The 17,011-nt window shown below is 58.2% G+C and carries 15 protein-coding genes; 6 read left to right on the top strand and 9 right to left on the bottom strand.

From position 1 onward, the window contains the following. Position 1: 1 nt before the first annotated feature. Positions 2 to 892 (top strand): myo-inosose-2 dehydratase, encoded by an 891-nt coding sequence (gene iolE / locus M2422_RS20185; RefSeq protein WP_039263727.1) that lies wholly within the window; start codon positions 2 to 4, stop codon positions 890 to 892. Between the two features lie 9 nt (positions 893 to 901). After that, entirely contained in the window at positions 902 to 1,726 is an 825-nt protein-coding gene (gene iolB, locus M2422_RS20190; RefSeq protein WP_064673748.1) for a 5-deoxy-glucuronate isomerase, read from the top strand. Here iolB and M2422_RS20195 read toward each other — a convergent pair. Next, the gene (locus M2422_RS20195; protein ID WP_064673747.1) at positions 1,692 to 2,906 is read right to left on the bottom strand and encodes an MFS transporter; all 1,215 of its coding nucleotides are present in this window, start codon (positions 2,904 to 2,906) and stop codon (positions 1,692 to 1,694) included. The two genes, iolB and M2422_RS20195, sit on opposite strands and share 35 nt — an antisense overlap. A gap of 115 nt (positions 2,907 to 3,021) precedes the next feature. Between M2422_RS20195 and M2422_RS20200 the strand changes: the two genes are divergently transcribed. Continuing rightward, positions 3,022 to 3,465 carry a helix-turn-helix domain-containing protein gene (locus tag M2422_RS20200; protein WP_064673746.1) on the top strand — a complete coding sequence of 148 codons (444 nt, stop codon included), beginning with the start codon at positions 3,022 to 3,024 and terminating at the stop codon, positions 3,463 to 3,465. Between the two features lie 10 nt (positions 3,466 to 3,475). On the opposite strand, the gene M2422_RS20205 is transcribed toward M2422_RS20200, so the two are convergent. Genes M2422_RS20205 through M2422_RS20215 form a run of 3 tightly spaced genes read right to left on the bottom strand, consistent with a single transcriptional unit; the run spans position 3,476 to position 5,978 of the window. Beyond that, positions 3,476 to 4,219, bottom strand: a complete 744-nt coding sequence (locus tag M2422_RS20205; protein WP_064673745.1) for an alpha/beta fold hydrolase — start codon at positions 4,217 to 4,219, stop codon at positions 3,476 to 3,478. 11 nt (positions 4,220 to 4,230) lie between these two features. Continuing rightward, a complete protein-coding gene (locus tag M2422_RS20210) occupies positions 4,231 to 4,698 on the bottom strand; it encodes a DUF6130 family protein (RefSeq protein ID WP_064673744.1) in 468 nt (155 codons plus the stop codon). Between the two features lie 50 nt (positions 4,699 to 4,748). After that, complete coding sequence (locus M2422_RS20215) at positions 4,749 to 5,978, bottom strand: MFS transporter (RefSeq protein WP_064673743.1); 1,230 nt, start codon at positions 5,976 to 5,978, stop codon at positions 4,749 to 4,751. 97 nt (positions 5,979 to 6,075) lie between these two features. On the opposite strand from M2422_RS20215, the gene M2422_RS20220 reads away from it, so the two are divergent. Then, complete coding sequence (locus M2422_RS20220; protein WP_064673742.1) at positions 6,076 to 6,966, top strand: LysR family transcriptional regulator; 891 nt, start codon at positions 6,076 to 6,078, stop codon at positions 6,964 to 6,966. On the opposite strand, the gene M2422_RS20225 is transcribed toward M2422_RS20220, so the two are convergent. Beyond that, entirely contained in the window at positions 6,963 to 7,151 is a 189-nt protein-coding gene (locus M2422_RS20225) for a YfgG family protein (RefSeq protein WP_029739958.1), read from the bottom strand. The genes M2422_RS20220 and M2422_RS20225 overlap by 4 nt on opposite strands. A gap of 352 nt (positions 7,152 to 7,503) precedes the next feature. On the opposite strand from M2422_RS20225, the gene M2422_RS20230 reads away from it, so the two are divergent. Beyond that, positions 7,504 to 9,744, top strand: coding sequence for an EAL domain-containing protein (locus tag M2422_RS20230; protein WP_064673741.1), 2,241 nt, complete (start codon positions 7,504 to 7,506; stop codon positions 9,742 to 9,744). A 4-nt stretch (positions 9,745 to 9,748) separates the two neighbouring features. Here M2422_RS20230 and ppx read toward each other — a convergent pair whose 3' ends face one another. The 4 genes from ppx to purM form a co-directional block, all read right to left on the bottom strand. Then, positions 9,749 to 11,287: an exopolyphosphatase gene (ppx, locus tag M2422_RS20235; RefSeq protein WP_023308773.1), complete on the bottom strand. Its 1,539-nt coding sequence runs from the start codon at positions 11,285 to 11,287 to the stop codon at positions 9,749 to 9,751. Positions 11,288 to 11,290: 3 nt separating this feature from the next. After that, positions 11,291 to 13,351, bottom strand: coding sequence for a polyphosphate kinase 1 (gene ppk1 / locus M2422_RS20240; protein WP_033146179.1), 2,061 nt, complete (start codon positions 13,349 to 13,351; stop codon positions 11,291 to 11,293). A gap of 207 nt (positions 13,352 to 13,558) precedes the next feature. After that, positions 13,559 to 14,200: a phosphoribosylglycinamide formyltransferase gene (gene purN / locus M2422_RS20245; protein ID WP_023308771.1), complete on the bottom strand. Its 642-nt coding sequence runs from the start codon at positions 14,198 to 14,200 to the stop codon at positions 13,559 to 13,561. Continuing rightward, on the bottom strand, positions 14,197 to 15,234 hold the full coding sequence (gene purM / locus M2422_RS20250) for a phosphoribosylformylglycinamidine cyclo-ligase (RefSeq protein ID WP_008501643.1): 1,038 nt from the start codon (positions 15,232 to 15,234) through the stop codon (positions 14,197 to 14,199). Before purM ends, purN begins: the two co-directional genes overlap by 4 nt. A gap of 266 nt (positions 15,235 to 15,500) precedes the next feature. On the opposite strand from purM, the gene M2422_RS20255 reads away from it, so the two are divergent. Beyond that, positions 15,501 to 16,931, top strand: coding sequence for a 6-phospho-beta-glucosidase (locus tag M2422_RS20255; protein ID WP_064673740.1), 1,431 nt, complete (start codon positions 15,501 to 15,503; stop codon positions 16,929 to 16,931). Positions 16,932 to 17,011: the final 80 nt, after the last annotated feature.

Raw genomic sequence — 17,011 nt, forward strand, 5'->3', positions numbered from 1 at the left:
AATGAGTGTGCAATTAGGCATTAACCCGCTGACGTGGACGAACGACGATCTGCCTTCTCTCGGCGCGGAAACCTCGCTGGAAACCTGTCTGAGCGAAGGTAAAGAGGCCGGTTTTGCCGGCTTCGAGCTGGGCAATAAATTCCCGCGCGAAGCGCGCCTGCTTGGCCCCATCCTGCAGCGTCACGACCTGCAGCTGGTCTCCGGCTGGTACTCCGGCCGCCTGCTGGAGCGCAGCGTGGAGGAGGAGATCGCCGCCGTGCAGCCGCACCTGACGCTGCTGCGCGAGCTGGGGGCGAAGGTGCTGGTGTTTGCGGAAGTGAGCGGCTGCATTCACGGCGAGCAGCAGACCCCGGTGCATCTGCGCCCGCGCTTCCCGCAGGAGCGCTGGAAGGAGTACGGCGAGAAGCTCACCGAATTTGCCCGCTATACGCAGCAGCAGGGCGTGCAGATTGCCTACCATCACCATATGGGCACGGTGATTGAGTCTTCCGAAGACGTGGACAACCTGATGACTCACACCGGGGAGGCGGTCGGACTGCTGCTGGATACCGGCCATCTGACCTTTGCCGGGGCCGATCCGCTGGCGGTGGCGCAGCGCTGGGCGTCGCGCATCAATCACGTTCACTGCAAAGACGTGCGCGCCGACGTGCTGGCGGACGTGAAAAACCGCAAAACCAGCTTCCTCGATGCGGTGCTGAGCGGCGTGTTTACCGTGCCGGGCGACGGCTGCGTCGATTACCCGCCGATTATGCGGCTGCTGAAGGCGCAGGATTATCACGGCTGGCTGGTGGTCGAGGCCGAGCAGGATCCGGCGATTGCCCATCCGCTGACCTACGCCCGTCTGGGGTATAACAACCTGAGCCGCCTGGCGCGCGACGCCGGACTGATTTGAGGAGGGAACATGTCACGTCTGTTATCACGCTGGCAACAGCCGAACGCGGAGGGGCGCACCCAGTGTGTTACACCGGAAAGCGCGGGGTGGGGCTACGTCGGCTTTGAGGCGTATGAGCTGCAGGAGGGGCAGACGCTGACGCTGCCCGCCGTTAGCGAAGAGCGCTGCCTGGTGCTGGTCGCCGGGCGGGCCTCTATCAGCACGCCTTCCGCGCAGTTTAACGATATCGGCGAGCGGATGAGCCCCTTCGAGCGCATTAAGCCGTGGGCGGTGTACGTCACCCCGCAGGAGACGGTGCAGGTGAAGGCGCTGACGACGCTGGAGCTGGCGGTCTGCGCCGCGCCGGGCAAAGGCACGTATCCGACGCGGCTGATTGCGCCGCAGGATATCGACGGTGAAGCGCGCGGCAAAGGTCATAACCAGCGCTACGTGCATAATATTTTGCCGGAAGACAGGCCCGCCGACAGCCTGCTGGTGGTGGAGGTGTGGACCAGTGAGGGCTGCACCAGCTCGTACCCGAGCCACAAGCACGACGCGGATAACCCGCCGCAGGAGACCTATCTGGAGGAGACCTACTACCATCGCCTCAACCCGGAGCAGGGGTTCTGCATGCAGCGCGTCTACACCGATGACAGAACGCTGGATGAGTGTATGGCGGTCTATAACCGTGACGTGGTGATGGTGCCGAAGGGCTACCACCCGGTCGCGACGATGGCCGGGTATGACAGCTACTACCTCAACGTGATGGCCGGCCCGGTGCGCAAATGGATGTTCACCTGGGAAGAGGACCACGCGTGGATTAATCGGGATTATCCCGCGGACAGCGGTGGCTAGCGCGGGTTAGCCACCAGAACACCAGCGCCAGCAGGCTGACCGAGGCGCCAAGCAGGCAGACGCCCGGCCAGCCGGCACAGGCATACGTCATCGTTGTGCCGAGCGCGCCGAGCCCGCTGCCGACGGCATAAAACAGCATGTAAAGCCCGACCAGCCGGCTGTGCGCCTCGGGACGGGTGCGGAAAATCATGCTCTGATTAGTGACGTGCAGCGCCTGACCGCCCAAGTCGAGCAGTATGATGCCGATAAGCAAGATCCCGAATGAACGGTCCATCAGCGACAAGGGCCACCAGGCTAACAGTAAGATACTCAGCGCCGCCGCGCTGGTGCGTTGGGCATATCCCCGATCGGCCCAGCGTCCTGCCCGGCCAGCCGCCAGCGCGCCCACCGCGCCAGCCAGTCCAAACGCGCCAATCGCTGTATGCGAAAAGTTAAACGGCGGTGCGCTCAGCGGCAGCACCAGCGCGCTCCAGAAAATGTTGAACGATGCAAACATCAGCAGCGCCAGCACGCCGCGTATCTGCAGCACTTTTTCCTGCCGCAGCAGCGTGAGCATTGAGCCAATCAACCGCGGATAGCTCATCGTGGCAGTGACGGCTGGCAGGGCGGGGAGTCGCCACCACAGCGGTAACGCAATCATGAGCATCAGCGCGGCAGCACAAAGATAGACCCCGCGCCAGCCCGCGATATCGCTGATGCCACCGGCAAAGACGCGCGCGAGCAGCAGACCTGTGAACACGCCGCCCTGTGCCGCGCCGACAACGCGTCCCTGTTCATGGGGCGACGCGGCGCTGGCGGCGTAGGCGATCAGCCCCTGCGTCATGGCCGTGCCCAACATACCTGTCGCAAGCATACCGATAAGCAGCGCTGAAGAGGACTGTGCCATGCTGACGGAAACCAGCGCCACCACCAGAGCAATCAGCTGTACTGCCATGAGTCGTCGACGATCCACTTTGTCACCCAGAGGAACGACGAGCAAAAGAGCCAGCGCGCAGCCAATTTGTGTCGCGGTCACCACGCCCCCCACGGCCGCATGGCTGATGCCGAAATCGTTCGCCAGCGCGTCAAGCAAAGGCTGGGCGTAATATACGTTTGCCACGCTTAGGCCGCTGGCGGTGGCGAACAGCCAGACCATGCTGCGCGGCATGCCGGCTGAAGGAAGGGCTGACGTCAGTGACATGTTCAAAATCCTCGCCTGTGATAACCTGGTTTTAAAATGAAACTGGTTGAATGCTAGGCTATGCAGTTTTAAAATGCAACTAGTTATAGGGTGGCCTTTGCGAGGAAAACAGGTGATGTCCCGAAATACGGTAAAAGAGGAATATTGTCCCGTTGCCCGCAGCGTTGACCTGCTCGGGGATCGCTGGTCGCTTCTCATTGTGCGTAATGCGTTTGACGGCATGACGCGCTTCGGGGATTTTCAGCGCAGCCTTGGGGTGGCGCGCAACATCCTTTCTGACCGGCTTCGCAAGCTGGTTGAGGCAGAAATCCTGACGTTACAGGGAGCATCGGACGGCACGGCTTATCAGGAATATGTTCTGACCGACAAAGGCGAACGTCTTTTCCCCGTGATCGTGGCGCTGCGTCAGTGGGGAGAGCAAAATCTGTTTTCACAGGGCGAGCGTCACTCGCTGCTGGTCGACAGGCGAACGGGCAGGCCGGTTCCCTTTATGGCGCCAGCAGCGAGTGACGGCACTGCGCTGCTGCCGGTGGATACGCAAGTGCAGAAGATCGAATGAGTCACTCCGGTTAATTACCGCTTATCGCCTGCTCAATCGTCCGGGCAACGATTTGCGGCTGGCTCACCATCGACACGTGGCTTGCCGCCACCTCGGCGGTTTTCGCATGGATCGTCTTCGCCATCGCCCGTTCAAGATCGGGGTTGATCATTCGGTCATTTCTGCTGACCACATACCAGCTCGGTTTGTCATGCCACGCCGCGTGGGCGATCTTTTCACCAAACGCCTCGGCCTTAATCGGCCCCTGCGTGGCCGCAATCGTATCTTGAATGGCTGGCTTCACGTCAGGCGCGAAGTCCTTTCTGACGGCTCCTGTCGGCAGGTATAAATAGCCGTCCGCCGTTTTAGCAATGCCCGCGCTGCCCGGCGGGGCAGGATAGCTTCCTGCCAGATCCGCCGTCGACTGGCCGGAATCCGGCGCGAACGCCGCCACATACACCAGCGATTTTACCCGCGCATCGTTGCCCGCCTCGCTAATCACGGTGCCGCCCCAGGAGTGGCCCACCAGCACCACGTTACCCTGGGCGCGGGCGATGGCCCGCCGCGTGGCCGCAACGTCATCCTTAAGCGACGTGAGCGGGAGCTGGACGGCAATGACCTCGGCGTGCTGCTTCTGCAACAGGGTAATCACCTTATTCCAGCTGCTGCCGTCGGCAAACGCGCCGTGCACCAGCACGACGCTGGTTTTACTCTGCGCAAAGGCGCTGGCGGAAAGCGCCAGCAGGCCTGCCGCCACTACAGACGGTGCTTTCATCTTCAGACTCCTTAAAAGTGGTGGACCGCCGCGTGGGGCGGGACGGTGAATTCAACGGTTTTGTGGTCGAGCGGCTTGTGCGTCGGGTCGGCCAGAATAATGGTCACCTTGTGTTTACCGGCGGGCAGACCCACCAGGATCACCGGCTCTCCGCTGGCGTCAGCCCAGTGCCACGGCGCGTCATCCACCACCACGTGAATGTGACCGATGCGCGGGGTGACCTTGAGCGCATCGGGGCCGAATACCGGCTCGATGCGCAGGTTTTCGGCACGGTACTGGATAAACACCGCGCCTTTGCTCAGCGGCCCGGCAAGCGGCGGATCGACTATCAGCCTGGCGGGCGGCTGCGGCTGCGCCAGCGGCGCAACGGCGGCGGGGCCGTTAACGTCCGCGGCGCTCAGGTTATCCAGCGGCATGGTCCGGGCATGGGCTACAGAGGCCAGGACTAGCAGGGGGAAAAGTGCAAAGCGAAGAATCATGGGTTCTCTCCTTATCGGTTGTGAATGACGACAGGGAAAGAAAACCATTTTTATGTATCGGAGATATTTGCCGGAGGCGGCGTTTTGTACCCGTTTGTCAGCGTGGCGCTCTGGATACAGTGCGATACAGTTTGCCTGCCTGGACGACGCACAATCGCTATCGCCAGCCCGGCAATCACCAGCGTCAATCCCGTTGATACCCACATTGCACCTGCGATCCCCAGCGTTTTATTCAGCCACGCATAGGCAAACGGTGAGGCTGCCGCCATCAGCTGGCCTGGGATAAGCAGCATCCCCGTGCGGCGGGCATAGCTTTCGGTGCTAAACAGCTCCAGCGGCAGGGTGGCTTTTACGATGGTGACCAGCCCGTTGATGGCGCCGTAGCCCAGCACAAACCCGGCCGCACACCACGCAAACAGGGCGCTGCTCATCCCCAGAAGAAAGCAGAGCGGCATGGCGAGCGCGGTAAAAAGCGTCAGTTTGAAGGGGGTTAAGCGGGCACCCGCCAGCACTTCCAGCGAGCGGGCGCCCGTCTGGCCGATCCCCCACAGCATGCCGATGGCGACCGGCAGGCCGAAGTGGGCAATAAACTCCGGCAGATGGGTGGAGGTGCCGTTAGAGACAAAGGTGATGAGGGCAATGAAGGCGGCATAAAGCCAGGCGTTACGCCGCTCGTTGTTCAGCGGCGGCGCGGTGACCTTTGTCGTCACCGTCAGCCGCTGCCGGGGAAGCGTTCGAATCAGCATCGCGCTCAGCAGGCCGAAGAGCGCGTAGACGCGCAGCGCCTCCTGCCAGCTCATGACCTGAAGCAGAGCATCGCCCAGCGGCCAGAAAACGGCGGAGGCCAGCCCGCCCGCCAGCGTGACGCGTGAGATTGTTCTTCGCGCCTGCTGCCCGTAGAGGTTCACCAGCGCGGCGAACAGCGCGTCGTACAGCGACAGGCGCATCCCTACGCCGCCGATCAGCCAGGCGCAGTACCAGCCAAAAAGCGTCTGGGTATACGCCATCCCAGCGCAGCTTGCGGCGATCAGCAACGTGCCGCTCATCACCACTTTCTGACCGCTAAAGCGTGCCAGCAGGCGGGCGACAAACGGAGAAACCGCCGCCATCACCAGCATCGCCAGCGTCAGGCCGAGATAAATCTGCGGTGATGACCATCCCCGGTCGGCTGAAATCGCCAGCGCAAAGGTGCCGGGCATATAAAACGAGATCCCCCAGTTGATAAGCTGATTACATCCCGCCGTGAGGGCGAGGCGGCGTGGCAGGGCGGGTGTTTCCATTGTTTTTCATTCCGTTATGCAGTTGTCCTGAGCATAACTCGCGCGCTATTGTGCTGGCAGGGCAGCAACCTTATGCGCGGTATAAGAGAAACTTTGAATGACAACGCTTAATCTGGGCTATCTCGCCACCTTTCGTCTGGTGATACAGCGCGGCAGCTTTTCAGCGGCAGCGGATGCGCTGGGTATTTCCCAGCCTGCCGTCAGCCTGCAAATACGTCAGCTGGAGCAGTTTCTGCAAACGCGGCTGGTGGAGCGTACCGGACGAGGGATTAAGGCTACGGCTGCCGGGCAGGCGTTGCTGGCGTATGGGGAGCGTATTCAGCAGGCGGTGGATGACGCCATCCGGTCCGTGAGCGCATTCAGCCACGATGTGAGCGGCACCATTACGCTTGGCACGGGGGCAACGGCCTGCATCCATCTTCTGCCGCCGCTGCTGGAGAAGCTGCGTCGAGACTATCCGCTCCTGAGCGTGGGGGTGACGACGGGCAACACCCTCGACATCGTCAGGGCCATCGAAGAGAACCGGCTCGATATGGGGCTGGTGACGCTGCCGGTGAACGGCAGAGCGCTGGACGTCATGCCGGTAATGGACGAAGAGTTTGTTTTTATCGCGTCGCGGGAGCAGCAGGATGCGTTCAGGGATTTTACCCCGGAGGCGCTGCACGCTCAGCCGCTGATTGCCTTTGAATCAGGCAGCGGTACCCGGGCGCTGATCGATGGCTGGTTTGCGGCGAATGGATTAGCGATCGCACCGGTGATGCAGCTTGGCAGCATCGAGGCGATCAAACGCATGGTTCGTGCGGGTCTGGGCTACAGTATTGTGCCGCGAATGGCGGTCGAACAGGATGCCGATCGCGAAGGGCTATGCGTGATGTCGCTTACGCCCATGCTGCAGCGGCAGCTGGCGGTGGTAATGCGGCAGGATAAAATCCTCAGCAAAGGGATCGCAGCCATTATTCGGCTCGTGCAACATCCTACGGCTGTTTAGCGGTCAGCGGTGTCGACGGTCAGGCTGGATTGCTGCGACTGGGTTTTGTCCTGATGGTGGTACCAGGCGCCAATTGAAGAGTAAACGAAGCGGCCAAAGAAAAACAGGAAGCTGATGAGCAGTATGATGCGGGTCATTCGGGTATTAAATTGATGTCGTTTGCGCATACGCGTGACCTGACTCACTCTGTTTTTCCTGGATAAGCCCTTTTGGGCGACAAGGATATTAAGGCACAGCGGGAAGGCGGGGTCAATTCTGCTGTGTGTAAATAACCGTCAATGTTTACATTGATTAATGTTATTGAAATTAATTAATGCATTTACCATATTGATAATATGAAGAAAATAATTTCAAAAAAACGCCGCGAAAAGTTATTTGCGTAAAGTAGTTTGATTTAAGTCAACGGCTTCCCGGCCCTGTTATTTAAAATCCTTCCTCCATACTGTTCGCCCCGCACGCCGCCGGGCGGCGCGTACGTCAGGTTGGATGCCTGTCTTTATTTTCCCTCTGGAGCGAAAGGGGTTTAACCGGGCATCTATGAACATTCTGGCTTTCCTGAAAAAAAATGAAAACCGCTGGTGGGCATTGCCGCTTATTTTGCCGGTGGTTTTACTTCCCGTGCTGAGCATCGCGAATACGTTCACGCAGCTGGGCGACGGCATTGCGGCACTCTATTATTTACCCCTCTCATTTTTGCTTTCGCTGATGATGTTCTTTGGCCTGGAAGCGCTGCCCGGGATCGTATTGTCGCTGTTTATCCGCTATTACCCGTCGGTCGGTATGTTTGAAACCGTCGCGGGGATCCTCCATTTTGTCGTCCCTTTAGTGCTCAGCTGGGGTGGCTACCGGGTGTTTGCGCCCAGACGGAATATGACCGCATACGGCGACGTGCGGCTGATGGCGCAGCGCATCTTCTGGCAGGCGTTCTGCCCCGCGACGCTATTTCTGGTGCTGTTCCAGTTTGCGGTGTATTTAGGCGTGTATGAGAGCCGTCAGAGCCTTGCGGGATTAAATCCCCTCAATATTCGCACGCTCATCAACTATCAGACGCTGCTGGTCAGCGGGCTAACGGGCGTGCCGCTGAGCTATTTGCTGATCCGCCTGCTTCGACATCCGCGCTATATCAAAAGCCTTCTCTCGCAGATCCGTTCCGAGATAGACAAAAAGGTGACGGTCGTTGAGTTGTTGGTGTGGGCTATCGCGCTTGGCGGACTGCTTTCGCTGCTGCTGCTTCCGATGAATGAGAACAGCTCCATTTTCACCACCAACTACACCCTTTCCCTGCTGATGCCGGTGATGCTCTGGGGCGCGATGCGTTTTGGCTATAAGCTGATTTCGCTTATCTGGACGCCGATACTGCTGGTGTCTATTCACTATTTTTACCGCTATATCCCGGTGAACCCGGGGTATGACATTCAGCTGGCGATCACCTCTTCCAGTTACCTGGTCTTCTCGTTCGTGGTGATTTATATGTCGATGCTGGCGACCCGGCAGCGCGCGGCGAACAAACGCTCCCGCAGGCTGGCGCTGCTCGACCCGGTCGTCCATATGCCTAATCTGCGGGCGCTGTCGCGCGATCTGGCGAAAAACCCGTGGTCGGCGCTCTGCCTGCTGCGCATTCCGGAGCTGGAAATTTTGGGCCGAAATTACGGCGTGTTGCTGCGGATTCAGTACAAGCAGCAGCTAGCGCAGTGGGTGAGTGGCATTCTCCAGCCCAATGAGCTGGTGTATCACCTGACCGGGTATGACCTGTCGGTACGGCTTAACGCGGAATCGCACCAGCAGCGGATTGAGGCCCTGGACGAGCACATCAAGCAGTTCCGCTTTGTCTGGGACGGCATGCCGCTGCAGCCGCAGGTGGGCGTGAGCTATTGCTATGTCCGGTCCCCGGTTAACCATCTTTATCTGGTGCTGGGCGAGCTGGGCGTGGTTGCCGACCTGTCGCTCTCCTCCAACCATCCGGAAAACCTTCAGCAGCGTGGGGCCGTCCATTTGCAGCGCAGCCTGAAGGATAAAGTTGCGATGATGAGCCGCCTTCAAAAGGCGCTCGATAACGACGAATTCGCCCTGCTGGTTCAACCCGTTTGCGGCATGCGTGGCGATTGCTATCACGAAGTCCTGCTCCGAATGCCGGATATCAACGGGCTATTGATTTCCCCCGACCAGTTCCTGCCCGTCGCGCAGGAGTTTGGTCTCTCTTCGCGGGTAGATTTGTGGGTGCTCGAGCACACCCTGCGCTTCCTGGCCGCGCATCGCGAAAGACTGCCCGGCCAGCGCTTTGCCATTAATCTTGCCCCGTCGACCGTGTGTCGGGTGCAGTTTCCGCTTGAGGTGAGTCGCCTGCTGGCGAAATACGCCATTGAGCCGTGGCAACTGATCTTTGAAGTGACGGAGTGCAGCACCTTTTGCAATGCGGAGCAGGCGCTACACATCCTCCGGCAGCTGCAGAAAATGGGGGTACGTATTGCAATTGATGATTTTGGCACCGGCTATGCGAGCTATGCGCGGCTGAAAAGCGTGGACGCGGATATTCTCAAGATTGACGGCAGCTTTATTCGCAATATCGTCAACAACAGCCTGGATTATCAGATTGTGGCGTCTATCTGCCATCTGGCGCGCATGAAAAAGATGCTGGTGGTAGCGGAGTATGTCGAAAGCGAAGAGATACGTAGCGCGGTTCAGGCGCTAGGCATCGATTATGTGCAGGGTTATCTGATTGGCAGACCGGCACCGCTTGAGTCACTGCTGGAAGCAGAGGCGTCCATCGCGGACGCCTGAGCCGTTACGCGGCGACGTCGGCGCTCTCTTCTTCAATTTTGAGCAGCCAGCCGGTGACCGCTTCCCAGTACTGCTGCTCTTTTTCCAGGTCCAGCAGGACCAGCGCGTTCTGGCTGAACCAGTCGTGCGGGAAGCTCAGCGTCCAGTGGTGGTCGTCGGTTTTAAGCTTCAGCGTAGGCGGCGTGGTGGTGGCCTGACGCTGGTTATTGAGCAGCACGCCCAGACGCAGCAGTTGAATAAGCGGCAGGAACTGTTTTTTCTTGAACAGCGTAAAGCGCGGCAGGTCGTCGAGCTTGATGGCCTTGCGGTGATAACGCACCAGGGTCGCCATCATGGTTTGCTGCTCCTGGTTGAAGCCAGGCAGATCGCTGTTTTGCAGAATGTAGGCCGAATGGCGGTGCATCCCGCTGTGGTTGATGTTCAGCCCCACCTCGTGCAGCATCGCAGCCCATTTCAACAGCGCGGCAAGCTGCGGGTGCGCGAGCTTCGGATTCTGCTCCTGCCACTGTTCGTACATCTGCACCGTGGTGTCCAGCACGCGCTTCGCCTGTTCACGGTCGATGTTGTACTGATTGGCGAGACTTTGCGCGGTGCGGCTGCGAATATCCTGATGGCGGAAGCGGCCTTCCATCTCATACAGCACGCCTTCACGCAGCGCGCCGTCCGACAGGCGCAGCTCTTTTATGGCGAGGGCATCAAACACGCCGCAGAGAATAGCCAGCCCCGGCACGAATACCGCTTTACGCTCGTCGGAAAGACCCGGCAGGCTTAAGGCGTCAAAACTTTTATGCTTCAGCACTTCTTCGGTCAGCAACGTCAGGCGTTCGGGCGTAATAAACCCGTCTTTTTCACCCATCGCCAGCAGCACTTCATGCGCCGCCTTGATGGTGCCCGACGCGCCCAGCGCCACGTTCCAGCCCTGAATACGGTACTGCCAGGCCAGATTTTCCAGCTTCTGGACAGCCGCCATACGCGCGCGCTGGAAGTTCTCGCGGGTGATGGTGCCGCCCGGGAAATACATCTGCGCGAAGCTGACGCAGCCCATACGGCGGCTTTCCACCAGGCGCGGCTCAAAGTCTTCGCCGATCACCAGCTCCGTTGAGCCACCGCCGATATCGATAACCAGCTTGCGCCCTTTTTCCGGCTGGGTGTGCTCAACGCCCATGAAAATCAGACGTGCTTCCTCGTTACCGGAGATGATCTCAATCGGGTAGGGGATCACTTTTTCGGCCCGCTTGAGGAACTCCGGGGCGTTCAGGGCCTGGCGCAGGGTGTGGGTGCCCACGATGCACACGCTGGAAGGCGAGAAGCCCTGCAGGCGTTCAGCAAACAGCGACAGGCAGTTTAACCCGCGCTCCATCGCCTCTTCGCTGAGCATGCTGCGTTCATCAAGACCATCCGCCAGGTGTACGCGCTGCTTCAGACGACCGATGATCTGCAGCGCGCCATCCACCTCACGGGCGATGACCATGTGGAAACTGTTAGAGCCAAGGTCGACCGCGGCGAATTCCTGCGGGCGTGGGGTCTTATCATTTATCGGCATAGGTTAATCGGGTTGCTCGAGTGATTTGATATAGTCGTAAATCGCCAGTTGCGACCGCACTTTGCGGCGGTTGCCGCGCGGTACATAGCGGTTACTGAGTTCTTTGTCGATATAGCGTGCTTTCACGGTATCGCTGAACAGAATCTCGATGATGTCGAGGATCTGCTGCTTCAGACGCGGATCCAGCAGCGGTGCCGCGACTTCAATACGGTAGTCAATATTGCGCGTCATCCAGTCTGCCGAAGAGAGATAGACCTGTTTATCACCCGCATTATCAAAAATATAGATCCGATCGTGTTCCAGGTAACGGTCAACGATGCTGATCACACGAATATTGTCGCTGATGCCTTCCAGTTCCGGGATCAGCGAGCACATGCCGCGGATCAGCAGGTTAACCGGCACGCCGGAGCTGGACGCTGCATACAGCCTGTCCACCAGCCCTTTGTCGACAAGGTTGTTAAGCTTCAGCGTGATGCCGGACGACAGCCCTTTCTGGGCATTGGCGATCTCTTTATCGATCATATCGTACAGCAGGCGGCGCGAGTTCTGCGGCGAGACCAGCAGATAGTCAAAGCTCACCGGACGGTACGGGTTTTCGATAAAGTTAAAGACCCGGCGCACTTCGTTAGTGATGCGGGCGTCGGCGGTTAAGAGCGAGTAGTCGGTATAAATTCGCGCCGTTTTCTCGTTAAAGTTCCCGGTACCGATGTGGGCATAACGCACTACATCGTCGCCCTCTTTACGGGAAATCAGGAACAGCTTGGCGTGAATTTTCAGCCCCGGCGCGGAGAAGATGACGTGCACACCGGCTTCCGTCAGACGGCGCGCCCAGTGGATGTTGGCCTCTTCGTCGAAGCGCGCCTGCAGCTCAACCACCACGGTGACCTTTTTGGCGTTGTGCGCCGCGTGGATCATCGCGTCGATGATGCGGGAATCTTTTGCCACGCGGTAGATGTTGATTTTGATCGCCAGCACGCTCGGATCGAACGAGGCCTGACGCAGCAGCTCCAGCACGTGCTCGAAGGTGTGGTACGGATAGTAGAGCAGCACATCGCGTTCGCGGATGGCGTCGAATCCGTTGCGGAATTTATCGAACCACAGATGGCGCAGGCGCGGCAGCGGCTTGTTCACCAGATTGGCTTTGCCGACGTTCGGGAAGCCAATAAAGTCTTTAAAGTTGTGGTAACGACCGCCCGGTACGATGGAGTCATAGCGCGAAATGGTCAGCTTTTCGCGCAGCATTTCCACCATGGCGTCCGGCATATCGCGCTGATAGACAAAACGTACCGGTTCGGCCGTCAGGCGCTGTTTCAGGCTGGAGGACATCAGCTCCATCAGGCTGGCTTCCATCTCGTGCACCAGGTCATATTCGGCGTCACGGGTCATCTTCATCGAGTAGGCGTTTAACGCATCGTAATCGAAGAAGCCTTTGAAGATGTCGTCCAGGCAGTAGCGCAGGATGTTATCGAGCAGGATCATCGGCTTGCGTCTGCGCGGGGTTTCCGGCGGCAGGTTCACAAAGCGCGGCACCTTGTCGGACGGGATCTCCAGCAGCGCGTAACGGATAGACTCACCGCGAATAATTTCCACCGCCAGGTAGGTGTAATCATCCTTCAGGAACTGAACCAGATCGGTTTCGCGGTTGATCAGAATCGGGGTAATGTGCTGGCGCAGATAGTGTTTGAAGTAGTGGCGCAGCCAGTTTTGTTGGTTAACGGAAAGCTGGCGTTCGTTAATCAGGAAGATTTGATTGCGCGCCATCTCCAGCAGCAGTTCGTTATACAGGCCGTCAAATTCCTGATCGGCTTTCAGCACGCGGGACTGGATTTTGCCCAGCAGATGCCGCGAGTGCGAGTTTAAGCCCTGTTCTTCGCTGATGATGATGCGTCTTTTCAGCTCGGCAAAGCGAACCTTGTAGAACTCATCCAGGTTGTTGGAATAAATGCCCAAAAAACGCATGCGCTCGATTAGCGGGTTACTTTTGTCTGCCGCTTCCTGGAGTACACGTTCGTTGAATGCTAACCAGCTTAGCTCTTTCTCGATATATAACTTTTCCTGACCCATTACAGCTCACACTCCAGTTCAATCACAGGACGTGGTAAATCCGTCTCGTCCTTATTATGGCGAGCATTTCCACGATATGTCCAACAGTGCCAGAAAAGTATGACAGTTATTTTTTTTGTTGGGGATTTTAGAAGGTTGGAGAAGGGAATATCGGGTAATGCAATGAACAGGTCGGGTAAGCGCAGCAGCGCCACCCGACGTAACAACCTACTCTTCCGCCGCATAACCCTGCGGGGGTAACTTCACGCCGTCCAGCCAGGCTGCGCCGTCGCGCATCTCGAGACGCCCGTCGACAAACCAGCTGACCACCAGCGGGTAAATGGCGTGTTCCTGGGTCTGCACGCGTTCGGTCACGTCTTCTTCGCTATCGCCGTCAAAGACCGGAACTTTGGCCTGCAGGATCACCGGACCGCCGTCCAGCTCGTCGGTAACGAAATGCACGGAGGTGCCGTGCTCCTCATCGCCGTTTTCCAGAACCTGACGATGGGTGTGCAGGCCGGGATATTTCGGCAGCAGGGAAGGGTGGATATTCAGCAGACGACCAGCGAAGTGTTCGACGAAGGCCGGGCTCAGAATACGCATATAGCCCGCCAGCACGACCACGTCCGGCGCGTAGGCATCAATCTCATGCACCAGCTCGCGGTCAAAGGCTTCACGCCCGGCGAACTGGCTGGCTTCCAGCGCGTGCGCGGGAATGTTCGCTTCCCGCGCGCGCTCAAGGCCGAACGCGTCGGCCTTGTTGCTGAAAACTGCCCGAATGGTGCCATTGATTTTCTTCTGCTTGCAGGCGTCTATGATGGCCTGCAAATTGCTTCCGTTGCCGGAAATGAGCACCACGATGTTTTTCATTCAATGACCACACGCTGTTCGGAATCGGAAGCTTTAATCGTACCGATTTTCCACGCGTTTTCACCTTTTTCAGTCAGCAGCTTAACCGCTTTATCCGCTTCGCTTGCCGGCAGGGCGATAACCATGCCCACGCCGCAGTTAAAGGTGCGGTACATTTCGTGAGAGCTCACGTTGCCTGCGGTCTGCAGCCAGTTAAATACGGCCGGCCACTGCCATGAGGATTCGTCGATCACCGCCTGGGTGTTATCCGGCAGGACGCGCGGGATGTTTTCCCAGAAGCCGCCGCCGGTCAGGTGAGCGATAGCGTGAACGTCGACGTTCTCGATAAGCTCAAGCACGTTTTTCACGTAGATGCGGGTCGGCGCCAGCAGATGGTCAGCCAGCGGTTTACCGTCCAGCTCGGTGGTCAGCGGGTCACAGCCGCTCACTTCGAGGATTTTACGCACCAGGGAGTAGCCGTTGGAGTGCGGGCCGCTGGAGGCGAGCGCGATCAGCACATCGCCATCGGCCACTTTGCTGCCGTCGATAATTTCTGATTTTTCTACTACGCCGACGCAGAAGCCCGCGACGTCATAATCTTCGCCGTGATACATGCCCGGCATTTCTGCGGTTTCACCACCGACCAGCGCACAGCCGGACTGCAGACAGCCTTCGGCGATACCGTTAATCACGCTGGCAGCGGTATCCACGTCCAGTTTGCCGGTCGCGTAGTAATCGAGGAAGAACAGCGGCTCTGCGCCCTGTACCACCAGGTCATTCACGCACATCGCGACCAGATCGATACCGATCGTGTCGTGACGTTTTAAATCCATCGCCAGGCGCAGTTTAGTGCCTACACCGTCAGTACCCGAGACCAGAACAGGTTCACGATATTTTTGCGGCAGCGCGCACAGTGCGCCGAAGCCACCCAGACCACCCATCACTTCCGGGCGGCGGGTTTTTTTCACCACACCTTTGATTCGGTCAACCAGCGCATTACCTGCGTCAATATCAACACCGGCATCTTTGTAGCTGAGAGAAGTTTTGTTGGTCACGGCTTAAATCCCCACGCGATTGCATAGCTAGTAAGAAAAATCGGCGCAATTCTAACAGTCCAGGCAAACGTTTGCGAGCCTATTCTGGACGTGGGGATCTTTTTTTCTGTGTACCTCGTGAATGCAGCCAAACTTGACTCTGTTCACGAAAATGAAACCGGTTTCTGAGAACTGCTTGCAACAGCTACGCCCTTTGCACATCATCGAAATGAAACCGGTTTCTGTAATTGTTTTTGCAGAAAATAACGCAGAATGAGGGAAAGCGAATGTCGGGATTTAAAGCAGGTTTTCTGTGGGGCGGGGCCGTTGCGGCGCACCAGCTGGAAGGCGGCTGGAAAGAGGGCGGCAAGGGCGTGAGCGTCGCCGATGTGATGACCGCGGGGGCGCACGGCGTGCCGCGTGAAATCACCAACGGCGTGCTGGAGGGGAAAAATTATCCTAACCATGAAGCCATTGATTTCTACCACCGCTATAAAGAAGACATCAGACTCTTTGCCGAGATGGGGTTCAAATGCTTCCGCACCTCTATTGCCTGGACGCGGATCTTCCCGAAAGGCGACGAGCTTGAGCCTAACGAGGCTGGCCTGAAATTCTATGACGATCTGTTCGACGAGTGCCTGAAGTACGGCATCGAGCCGGTTATCACCCTGTCTCACTTCGAGATGCCTTTCCATCTGGTTACGGAATACGGCGGCTGGCGCAACCGTAAGCTGATCGACTTCTTCGTTCGTTTTGCAAAAGTGGTGTTCCAGCGCTACCAGCATAAGGTGAAGTACTGGATGACCTTCAACGAGATCAACAACCAGGCTAACTTCCACGAAGACTTTGCGCCGTTCACGAACTCCGGGCTGAAGTACGCGCCGGGTGAAGACCGCGAGCCGGTGATGTTCCAGGCGGCGCACTATGAGCTGGTGGCCAGCGCCCTGGCGGTGAAGGCGGGGCGAGAGATTAACCCGTCGCTGCAGATTGGCTGCATGATTGCCATGTGTCCTATCTACCCGCTGACCTGCGCGCCGGACGATATGATGATGGCGATGAACGCCATGCACCGCCGCTACTGGTTCACCGACGTGCACGTGCGCGGCAAGTACCCGCAGCACCTGCTCAACTACTTCGAACGTCGCGGTTTCGCGCTGGATATCACCGAAGAAGATAAAGCCGCGCTGAAGCAGGGCTGCGTCGATTACATCGGCTTCAGCTACTACATGTCCTTCGCCACCAAAGCGACGGCGGACAACCCGCAGCTGGATTACGACGAAAGCAAGAGCCTGGTCTCTAACCCGTACGTGCAGAAATCCGACTGGGGCTGGCAGATTGACCCGGTCGGGCTGCGCTACTCTCTGAACTGGTTCTGGGATCACTACCAGCTGCCGCTGTTTATCGTTGAGAACGGCTTTGGCGCGATCGACGTGCAGGAGAGCGACGGCACGGTGAACGACCAGTACCGTATTGATTATCTGGCCGCCCATATCCGCGAGATGAAAAAAGCGGTGGTGGAAGATGGCGTGGAGCTGATGGGCTACACCCCGTGGGGCTGCATCGACCTGGTGTCTGCCGGTACGGGCGAAATGAAAAAACGCTACGGCTTTATCTTTGTGGATAAAGACAATGAAGGGAACGGCACGCTGAACCGCAGTAAAAAGAAATCGTTCGACTGGTATAAGCAGGTGATTGCGAGCAACGGCGAGAACCTGTAATTGTCGGGTGGCGCTAACGCTTACCCGACCTACACTACACGTAGGCCGCGTAAGCGCAGTGCCACCGGGCAGAACCCCGC

Origin of the sequence: Enterobacter sp. SLBN-59, from assembly GCF_024807915.1 — a bacterium.
GTDB lineage: Bacteria > Pseudomonadota > Gammaproteobacteria > Enterobacterales > Enterobacteriaceae > Enterobacter > Enterobacter asburiae_B.